The following is a 9393-nucleotide window of genomic DNA, read 5'->3' on the forward strand; positions in this document are numbered from 1 at the left end:
GACCGAACTGGGCGAGCACGCACGCAAGGAGGGCGTCACCCTCTTTCTGGAGCCGCTCAACCGGTACGAGGACCACATGGTCAACCGGCTCGAACAAGCCGCCGAACTGATCCGCGCAACAGGCCTCGACTCGGTGAAGATCGGCATCGACAGCTACCACATGAACATCGAGGAGAGCGACCCCGCCGCCGCGATCCTCGCCCACGCCGACGTCATCGGCCACGCCCAGGTCTCCGACTCCAACCGCTTCCAGCCCGGCGCCGGACACCTCGACTGGCCCGCCTGGCTCGGCGCCCTGCACACCATCGGCTACGACGGCCACCTCGCTCTGGAGTGCCGCCTGACCGGCGACCCCGGCGAGGCCGTCCGTTCCGTCCCGGCCTTCCTCAAGAGGTCCGGCGCGTGAAATCCCTCCTGGACCGGCCCGCGCCCACCGCGCCCGCAGACTCCCTGACACTGCGGCGCGGTGCGGCGCGGGTCCTCATCGACAACTGGACCGGCACCTCGACCGTTCCCTCCCGCACCCTCTACCCCCACCAATGGAGCTGGGACTCCGCTTTCATCGCCATCGGACTACGCCATCTCTCGGTGCGCCGCGCGCAGCGAGAACTGGAGTCCCTGCTGGCCGGGCAGTGGGCCGACGGGCGTATACCGCACATCGTCTTCAACCCCGCCCTGCCGCACGACGCCTACTTCCCGAGCCCCGACTTCTGGCGGTCCTCCCACGCCGGCCGGACAGCGGGCGCACCCACGGCTCCCGAGACGTCCGGCATCGTCCAGCCGCCGGTGCACGCCCTGGCGGCCTGGCTCGTGCACCGGGCCGACCCCCAGGAGTCGAGCCGCCGAGGCTTCCTCGCCCGGGCCTACCCACGGCTCGCCGCCTGGCACGACTACCTCCTCACCCGCCGCGACCTCGGCGGCGGGGGACTGGCGGCCGTCGTCCACCCCTGGGAACCCGGCATGGACAACAGCCCTTGCTGGGACCGGGCCCTGCAACGCGTCGAACCCGCCCCGCCCGACGCCGTGCACCGCGCCGACCTGGACCACGGCCACCCCGCCGACCGGCCCACCGACCTGGACTACGGCCGCTATGTCCGGCTGGCCACCGACTACCGCGAAGCGGGCTACGACGACCGCGCGGCACGCCACGGCTTCGCCGTGGAGGACCCCTGCTTCAACGCGCTGCTGATCGTCAGCGAACTGGCACTGGCCGCCATGGCCCAGGACCTGGGCGCGACCGCCGCCCCCCACGCAACGCGTGCCGAGGAGCTGACCCGTCGGCTGGTGACCCGGCTGTGGGACGACACCGCCGGCCTGTTCCGCGCGCGCGACCTGGGCAGCGACGCCCTGGTCGACGAGCGCAGCGTCACCGGCCTCATCCCGCTGATCGTGCCCCACCTGCCGCCCGACGTCGTGCGCCGCCTGCGCGAGACCCTCGACGGGCCGCACTTCAGCGCACCAGCCACACGACTGGTCCCCAGCTACGACCTGACCGGCCACGCCTTCGACCCCAAGCGCTACTGGCGCGGCCCGGCCTGGTTCAACACGGCCTGGCTGATCCACCGCGGACTGAGCACCCACGGTCTTCAGGAGGGCGCCGACCGTCTGCGGCAGGGCGTCCTCGCGGAGGCGGGACGCTCCGAGTTCGCCGAATACGTCGACCCCACGACCGGCGCCGCCCGCGGCACCCGCCACTTCTCGTGGACCGCCGCTCTCACCCTCGACCTGCTGTGCGCCGACCCGAAGGAACCCACACCATGACCGCGGCAGACACGCGTGTCCAGCTGGTGCGCGACGCCACCTTCGCCCGCCTCGACACCGACGGCGGCATCACCGGCACACGCGGGACCACACCCGACGGACTGTTCCTGCGCGACGCCCGTCACCTCAGCCGCTGGCAGCTGACCGTCGACGGCACCAGCCCCGTGGCCCTGGTGCCCGCCACAGCAGAGACGGACCACACGGCCACCGGCGTGCTGACCCCCAAGGGCACGCGGGACAACCCGCCCGCCTACACCGTCTTCCGCCAACAGACCGTCTCCGCAGGCGCGTTGAGCGAACACCTGCGCCTGGTCAGCAACCGCCCCGACCCGCTGACCGCCCGCGTCGACCTCACCGTCGACGCGGACTTCGCCGACCTGTTCGAACTGCGCGCCGACGACCGTCACTACCCCAAACCCGGCGCCCGCCACGAGACGCAGCCCACGGACGACGGCCTGCTCTTCGACTACCGGCGAGCCGACTGGCACACCCGGACGACCCTCACATGCCACCCGGCCCCCGACGCCGTCACCACCGCCCAGGGCACACCGCAGTCCACCGCGCGCACCCTGACCTGGCACCTGGAGCTCGACGGTCACGGAGAAGCAGAACTCCACCTGACCGTCCGCGCGCAGCCGCAGGGGCTCCCGGCCGACATCCCGGCCGTACCGCACCGGCGCCGGGCGCCTGCCACGGCACCGGACGACCTCACCCGCACCTGCGAACGGGGCCTGGCCGACGTGGACCTGCTGACCATCCCGGTCACCGGCGTCGACGGCGAGGAGGTGTACGTCCCCGCCGCCGGCATCCTGTGGTTCCTCACCCTGTTCGGCCGGGACTCGCTGCTGACGTCGTACTTCCTGCTGCCCTACCGGCCGGAAACTGCTGCCGCCACGCTGAGCGCACTCGCCGCCACCCAGGGGCAGCGCCATGACGCCTTCAGCGGCGAGCAACCCGGACGCATCGTCCACGAGACCCGCCACGGCGAACTCGCCCACTTCCGTCAGGTCCCCTACGGCCGTTACTACGGCGCCGTCGACGCCACACCCCTCTTCCTGGTCCTTCTCCATGCCCACTACGAGACGACCGGGGACCGCTCCCCGGCCGTTCGCCTGGAACAGCACGCCCGGCAGGCCGTGGACTGGATGCTCACCGACGGCGGCCTGGAGAAACACGGCTACCTCGTCTACACCCCCGACCCGGGCGGCCTGGTCAACCAGAACTGGAAGGACTCCGCAGGCGCCATCTGCTTCACCGACGGCACCCAGGCACAGGGCCCCATCGCGGTGTCGGAAGCCCAGGGCTACGCCTACGACGCCCTCGTACGCACCGCGAACCTCGCTCACGACATCTGGCAGGACGAGCCGTACGCGCACCGCCTCCGCGAGGCCGCCGCCCGGCTGCGCAGCCGGTTCGTGACGGACTTCTGGATGCCGGGTGCCGACTTCCCGGCCCTTGCCCTGGACGGCGACGGCCGCCGGGTCGACGCCCTCGCGTCGGATGCCGGACACCTGCTGTGGTCGGGGATCCTCGACCCGGAACACGCCCACCGGGTGGGCAGGCGCCTGCTGGAGCCGGACTTCTTCTCGGGCTGGGCGATCCGCACCCTGGCAGCCGGCCAGAAGCCCTACCACCCGCTGTCGTACCACCGTGGCAGCGCCTGGCCGCACGACAATGCCGTCATCGCTCTGGGCCTGGCCCGCCACGGGCTCGCCGCCGAGGTCAACACCGTCACCGAAGGCCTCATCGCGGCGGCCGCCCGCCACGCCTACCGCCTGCCCGAGGTCATCGCCGGCTACGCCCGCTCCGCGACCGCCGACCCCGTCCCCTACCCCCACGCGTGCTCGCCCCAGGCATGGGCAGCCGCAACACCGTTGGCCCTGCGCACGGCGCTTCAGCAGGTGTGAGGGGGACGCACCTGGGTCGGGCCTACGGAGTCAGCGTGCGAGAAACGCGTGCAGCTGTGGCCGGGTCCAGGAACCATGTGCGCAGGATCTGCGCGGCCTTCTGCGCGTACCGCCCGTGACCGGTGTAGTACCAGGCGAGGGCGAGGTCGTATGTGGGGTCGAAGACCTTCTCGACGTCCTGACGTCGGTGCCCGAGTCGACTTCGGGGTTGCGTTGCCCGTCACTCGGGGCACCATGGCGAGGAGGAACGGGACGCCAGCGGCGACCACGAGAACGATGACCAGCTTGTCGTATGACACCGTGACTCCGGTGGCAGGTAGGCGGTGCACAGGTTCTGACCAACGTTGCCCCATTCCGCGGCGCTATGGGCTGCCGGCCCTTCTGGGCTGATTGGACGATCTCCTCTTCCGGTCACCTTCCAGGGCACGGTCATCCGGCGAGTGTCACGCTTGCGCGGCCCCTTCTCCGGGTCCCAGGCCAAGCGGAACTCCTCGCTCGGAAGACGCAGAGGCAGCGCCGGCCTTCGGTCCGACCGCTTACTGCGTCCAGTGCCGCCGGGGCAACCTTCCCCGAGACCGGTGGCGCACCCCACGGCACCGGGCGCGCACGTGTGATCACATCCTGACTCAGCCAAGGAGATCAACCGATGGTCGCCAGCAACCTGGTTTTCCTCGGCAACGCCGGTGGCGTGGGCCGCACGGTCCTTGAGCAACTGCGTGCGCAGGGGGTGCCAGTGCGTGCGATGGTGCGCCGCGACGACGATCGTGCGGCTGAGCTGCGCGGGCTCGGCGCGGAGGTCGTCCTCGGCGATCTGACCCGGCCCGAGAGCGTCGCGGCCGCGCTGGAGGGCGTCGGCAGGATGTACTTCGCGATGCCCGTATCGCCGGACCATCTGCTGGCAGCCACCGTGGTGGCCAGCGTGGCGCGCGAGCACGGAAACCTGGACGCCCTGGTGAGCATGTCCCAGATGACGGTGTCGCAGATGACCGCCACCAGCACTGCGGAGTCGCACCAGCAGCGCCTGCACTGGCTGGCGGAGCAGGTACTGAACTGGTCGGGCCTGCCGGTGGTACACATCCGGCCGACGTCTTTCCTGGACAACCCACTGTTCACCACGCTGCCGGCACGCTCTATCCGGGAGAACGGCACGATCGCGCTGCCGTTCGGCACTGGGCGCACCTCGCCGGTCGCTGTGGAGGACGTCGCCCGAGTGGTCGCCACCGTGCTGCGCGACCCGGCCCCGCACATCGGACACGTCTACGAGCTCACCGGCCCGCGCACGGTCGACATGACGGAGATGGCCGAGGAGTTCTCGCGGGCGTTGGGGTCTCCGGTGTCCTATGTGGACGTGCCGCTGGACCGCTGGCGGGCCGAAGTCCTCGCCAAGGTGGGCCTGCCGTCGCACACCGAAGAGCACATCGCCACCATGGCCCGGCTGCACCGCGAGAACCGCTACGACCGCGCGACGGACGACGTACAGCACGTCACGGGCGTACCTGCTCAATCGGTCGAGGCGTTCGTGGCCGCTCGCAAGGACTTCTACCTGGGCTGAGCCCCACCGGCCGACACGTACAACGCCGACGAGTGGCTCATGGCGCCTCCGGTTTCACGCTCGACAGTTCCTCGGGATTGCGTACGGAGTACAGCTCGGTGACGAGGCCGTCGTCGATCCGCACCGCCACGACGGTGCCGATCTCTCCGTTGCGCCGCAGGAGCGAGCGGTAGCCATTGATCTGTACTGGGTTGATCGACGCGCCGTCGCCGAACCACTCGAACCCTGCGGACAACAGGCCACCTTGTCGCCACCGACGACGGGAGAGGGGGTACGGCCCGCTTGCCCCCGCCGCCGTGGTCCAGGGCCACGACGGCGGGCGCGAGGACATCGAGCAGAGACTGAAGGTCGCCCATCTCGACCGCCCGTCGAAACGCTCCGAGTGCGGCTCGCGTGACGGCCGGGGAAGTGCTGCCTCGTGGCCGGCGTGCAGCGAAATGTGCCCGCACCCGCTCCGGTCGACCTCCGCGGCCCCATCGCTCTGTGGCACTACTGTCGACGGCATGAGCGAAAACTCCGAGCGTTCCGTTGTCGTCGAGCGAACCAGCACTGGCCACTTCGTCGCGACCAACGCCCGCGGCGGATCGATCGGTTTCGGTACGGCCTCCGATGCCGGCCGGGACACCGAGTTCACCCCGGTCGAGCTGTTGCTCGCCGCGATCGGGGGCTGCACGGCCGCGGACGTCGATATCTCCACCAGCCGCCACGCGGAGCCCATCGGGTTCTCCGTCGCGGTGACCGGCGACAAGATCAGTGACGAGCTCGGCAACCGCATGACCAACCTCATGGTCACCTTCACCGTCGCCTTCCCGGACGGTGAGGGTGCGGATCGCGCCCGCGCGATTCTTCCCCGCGCGGTCAAAACCTCCCATGACCGTCTCTGTACGGTCAGCCGCACGGTCGAGATCGGCACGCCCGTGACCGCGACGATCAAGGACGCCTGACATTCTCGCCCACAGGAGTGAGAAACCTGTGGCAAGCTGCCTTCTTGATGGCTCTCCCCGGGCCCAGTGGGTTGGGCCAAGCGTAGCCACCGACACCAACGCCTCCGGCGCGCTGGCCGCCGTCGCCCGCCACCGACACGAGATTATGGGGACCCTGGTCTACCCGGCCACGCACCACCGAGCCGCCGCGCTCCTGCACGCCCTCGCCCGGATTCCTGCCCTTTTCGGCGTGCGAATGGCCCTCACCTTCGGCGCACCGTTGTCCATCACCGCGGTGAGCCTGTGGAACTCAGCCGGCTCCGGTCACGCCATGGCATAACGGTGCAGCAGGCAATGATCCGCTGATCGGGCGACCCTGTGAAGCCATCCGCGCCCTCAAGCGTCACATGTCCGACGTCGTCCACCGGGCCCTCCAGCACGAGCCCAAGGGGCACGTGGCAACGCGACCACCCCCGCAACGGCAGCTTGACATAGGAGTAATAGGACGCAACCAAGCCGAGTCTCGCCGACGGCAGGCGTCACCCGTCCGCTGCTTCCTTGGCCTCCCAGCGCAGCAGGTCTCCCGGCTGACACTCGAGCACCTCGCAGAGCGCGGCGAGCGTCGCGAAGCGCACCGCCTTGGCACGGCCGTTCTTGAGCACCGCCAGGTTGGCGGGCGTGATCCCGACACGTTCCGCGAGTTCGCCCACGGACATCTTCCGTTTGGCCAGCATCACGTCGATGTCGACGGCGATCGGCATCAGATCACCTCAGCCAGCTCGGCCTGCATCTGCGCCGCCTCGATGTCGCGCGCAACGGCCTGGGCGAGCAGCATCCGCAGCACGAGCACGATCAGCGCGACCCCCAGGACCGCCAAGGCGACCCCGCCCAGCAGGAGCACAATGCCCGGCGGTACGGCCTCGCCAGGCGCCAGGACCACTCCGAGCGCGAACACCAGGAGCGCGGCCGTCACCATCGCGCCGATCACGACATGCACGTACCGGAAGGCTGCGTGGGAGAACACCGTTCCCCGTCGAACCATCGTCACCAGTCGCCACACGCAGACCAGGACGACCTGGACCGTCACCATCCCCAGTACCGCGATCACGAGTGTCGGGGTGCGCACGTGTGCGATGTCCGCGTCGAGATCCTGCAGGTCGATTGCCAGCAACGGCACCATCACCGCCTGCACGAACACCGAGCCGACGAGCAGCACCACCAGCACGGCGCGCAGCGCAAGCACTGTCAGCTTTCCCATTGCCTCTCCTTTCGATCGAGCAACGATGGGAATCTATCGATATTCGATAGGTGTGGCAAGGGGTGGGCCGACGGAGCGGGTGCTGCGCCGTCTGTACGAGCAGGAAGCTGAGGCCGCCGCCGGGCAGAACGCCGGGACGCCACAGCGGGTGCGGGCCGCGGGCCGGTCGGTGCTGAAGGTGCCGCACCGCAGCGAGGTGCCAGATGCGTCCGCGCTGCCCGCCGACTACCAGCGGATGCTTGAGATCGTGAAGGCCGCGGGCGGGTCGGTGATGGTCAAGGAGGTCGGCGTCGAGCTGGGGATCGACGCCTCGGTGCCGGGCCGGCTGGAGCCTTTGCGCGGCAAGCTGTCGAAGCTGGCCGGGCGGGGCTGGCTGCACAAGCTGCCGAACGGCACCTTCACCGCCCGGCTGTGATCCGCGGCCCGCAGGCCGTAACGGGCGGGCCCTCGGCGTGGGTTGGTGAAGTATGCCTACAAAACCGTCCCGGCCAGGGACCACAGTGAGCTTGTCTACCAGTGCCGGCTGCCGCTGTCCCGCAGACCCTGCGCTTCCTGACCGGGCTGTTGTCCGCCCATCTGAAGAAGATCAGATCGCGGTGGCGGAAGCGTCCGGCTGGGCGGATCGCGGTGATCGTGCTGGCCGCGCTGCGGCATGACCGGCGCCTGGCCGACCTCGCCGGCGGCAACGACCTCTCCCGCACCCCCGTGGACCGGTGGCTGAAGGAGATGATCGAGCTGCTGGCCGCAAAGGCAGGGCCCCGGGGAGAATCACGTTCGCCCGGTTTGATCATGAAGCGGGTGGTCGACGCAGAGCGGGCACGACGCCCGTAGATTATGGAGTTCTCTACGCTTCACGATCTGCAAGGTTGCCGTGCCCGCTGCTCCATCTTCTCCCATCGTCTCGCCGCTCGTCCCGGCACCCTCGCCCTCCAGTCCTGCGGGGAAACCCCTGCCCACCCCCGGGGGCCAGCACCTAGCCCACCCCCTACCGGGGTATCACTCCCGACTTGGCTCCCCAGCGTGACGCCCCACCCCCCACCGCCTTCCTACCTTCCTCCCCGTCACCACGGACGATACAAAGGGAGACGGACGGATGCGCCGCTTCAGGAAGACCCTGACCACCGCCGTACTGACCACACTGCTGGTCGGCAGCACGGCAGGCTGGGCCTCGGCGAGCAGCGAGAGCGCGCCGAGCGGTCCGCTCCCCGGTACCGCCGCCTGGCTGGCGGACGACTCTCTGGACAAGGAGCTACCGGACCCCACCACGGCCACCCCGTCCGAAGTGGCGGCCTTCTTCGCCGACCTGACCGACACTCAGCAGCAGCGACTCGTCGAGGACCACCCCACCGTGGTGGGCAACCTCGACGGCGCCCCCGTAAACCTCCGTTACGAGGCCAACGCCCCCGCAGGCGACCAGGTCCTGGCGTACGACCCGCGCGGCCGCGGCCTGATCGCGCAGGTCGCGGGCGACCTGGAGAACGCCACCCACGTCTCGGTGATCGTCCCCGGCTCGGACATCGACATCTCGACGTTCGACGGTACGGCACAGCAGGCCGCCGACCTCCAGGAGGAGGCGGGCGACGACACGGCCGTCATCGCCTGGGCCGGCTACACCACCCCCTCCGGCATCGGCCCCGACCTGGCGACGGGTCGGCTCGCCGAGACCGGCGCCGAGCGCCTCACCCGTTTCACCGACGGCCTGGACGCGGCCGGCCTCCCTGACCCCTCCCTCTTCTGCCACAGCTACGGTTCGGTGGTCTGCGGCCTCGCCGCCCCCGACACCGACGCGAGCGACATCGTCGTCATGGGCTCGCCCGGCATGCGCGCCGACGACGTCACCGCACTCGACACCGATGCTCACATCTGGGCGGCGAAGTCCCCGGACGACTGGATCGACCGCGTCCCCAATGTCGAGGTCCTGGGCCTGGGCCACGGCGCGGACCCCACCTCGCCCGACTTCGGCGCGACCGTCCTGCCCGCCGACGACGTCCC

11 protein-coding genes and 1 pseudogene are annotated in these 9393 nt (G+C 70.2%); 8 read left to right on the forward strand and 4 right to left on the reverse strand.

Going from position 1 to position 9393, the window contains the following annotated elements; all coding sequences use genetic code 11:
• The 3 genes from ACTWQJ_RS38660 to ACTWQJ_RS38670 all read left to right on the forward strand — a co-directional run.
• Positions 1-406: TIM barrel protein (locus ACTWQJ_RS38660; protein ID WP_443311112.1), on the forward strand; the 406-nt coding region annotated here is incomplete at its 5' end.
• Positions 403-1761 carry an MGH1-like glycoside hydrolase domain-containing protein gene (locus ACTWQJ_RS38665; RefSeq protein ID WP_443311113.1) on the forward strand — a complete coding sequence of 453 codons (1359 nt, stop codon included), beginning with the start codon at positions 403-405 and terminating at the stop codon, positions 1759-1761. The genes ACTWQJ_RS38660 and ACTWQJ_RS38665, both read left to right, overlap by 4 nt.
• Positions 1758-3668 carry an amylo-alpha-1,6-glucosidase gene (locus tag ACTWQJ_RS38670; protein WP_443311114.1) on the forward strand — a complete coding sequence of 637 codons (1911 nt, stop codon included), beginning with the start codon at positions 1758-1760 and terminating at the stop codon, positions 3666-3668. The genes ACTWQJ_RS38665 and ACTWQJ_RS38670 overlap by 4 nt, the downstream gene beginning before the upstream one ends.
• 22 nt (positions 3669-3690) lie before the next feature.
• Here ACTWQJ_RS38670 and ACTWQJ_RS38675 read toward each other — a convergent pair.
• Positions 3691-3816: pseudogene (locus tag ACTWQJ_RS38675) on the reverse strand (alginate lyase family protein); the annotation flags it as partial.
• Positions 3817-4314: 498 nt separating this feature from the next.
• On the opposite strand from ACTWQJ_RS38675, the gene ACTWQJ_RS38680 reads away from it, so the two are divergent.
• Complete coding sequence (locus tag ACTWQJ_RS38680) at positions 4315-5220, forward strand: NmrA family NAD(P)-binding protein (protein ID WP_443311115.1); 906 nt, start codon at positions 4315-4317, stop codon at positions 5218-5220.
• Between the two features lie 37 nt (positions 5221-5257).
• Here ACTWQJ_RS38680 and ACTWQJ_RS38685 read toward each other — a convergent pair whose 3' ends face one another.
• Positions 5258-5455, reverse strand: a complete 198-nt coding sequence (locus ACTWQJ_RS38685) for a hypothetical protein (RefSeq protein WP_443311116.1) — start codon at positions 5453-5455, stop codon at positions 5258-5260.
• Between the two features lie 268 nt (positions 5456-5723).
• Between ACTWQJ_RS38685 and ACTWQJ_RS38690 the strand changes: the two genes are divergently transcribed.
• Positions 5724-6164 carry an OsmC family protein gene (locus tag ACTWQJ_RS38690; RefSeq protein WP_443311117.1) on the forward strand — a complete coding sequence of 147 codons (441 nt, stop codon included), beginning with the start codon at positions 5724-5726 and terminating at the stop codon, positions 6162-6164.
• A 518-nt stretch (positions 6165-6682) separates the two neighbouring features.
• On the opposite strand, the gene ACTWQJ_RS38695 is transcribed toward ACTWQJ_RS38690, so the two are convergent.
• Together ACTWQJ_RS38695 and ACTWQJ_RS38700 are read right to left on the reverse strand one after the other, a co-directional pair.
• Positions 6683-6904 carry a helix-turn-helix domain-containing protein gene (locus tag ACTWQJ_RS38695; protein ID WP_443311118.1) on the reverse strand — a complete coding sequence of 74 codons (222 nt, stop codon included), beginning with the start codon at positions 6902-6904 and terminating at the stop codon, positions 6683-6685.
• Positions 6904-7401 carry a DUF2975 domain-containing protein gene (locus ACTWQJ_RS38700; RefSeq protein WP_443311119.1) on the reverse strand — a complete coding sequence of 166 codons (498 nt, stop codon included), beginning with the start codon at positions 7399-7401 and terminating at the stop codon, positions 6904-6906. Before ACTWQJ_RS38700 ends, ACTWQJ_RS38695 begins: the two co-directional genes overlap by 1 nt.
• 79 nt (positions 7402-7480) lie before the next feature.
• Here ACTWQJ_RS38700 and ACTWQJ_RS38705 point away from each other — a divergent pair, with 79 nt between their 5' ends.
• The 3 genes from ACTWQJ_RS38705 to ACTWQJ_RS38715 form a co-directional block, all read left to right on the forward strand.
• Positions 7481-7816 (forward strand): hypothetical protein, encoded by a 336-nt coding sequence (locus tag ACTWQJ_RS38705; protein WP_443311120.1) that lies wholly within the window; start codon positions 7481-7483, stop codon positions 7814-7816.
• 101 nt (positions 7817-7917) lie between these two features.
• Complete coding sequence (locus ACTWQJ_RS38710; RefSeq protein ID WP_443311121.1) at positions 7918-8232, forward strand: hypothetical protein; 315 nt, start codon at positions 7918-7920, stop codon at positions 8230-8232.
• A gap of 262 nt (positions 8233-8494) precedes the next feature.
• A partial coding sequence (locus ACTWQJ_RS38715; RefSeq protein WP_443311122.1) for an alpha/beta hydrolase occupies positions 8495-9393 on the forward strand: 899 nt, incomplete at its 3' end.

The sequence above is a fragment of the Streptomyces sp. KR55 genome, from assembly GCF_052245645.1.
In the GTDB taxonomy this organism is placed as follows: Bacteria; Actinomycetota; Actinomycetes; order Streptomycetales; family Streptomycetaceae; genus Streptomyces; species Streptomyces flavusporus.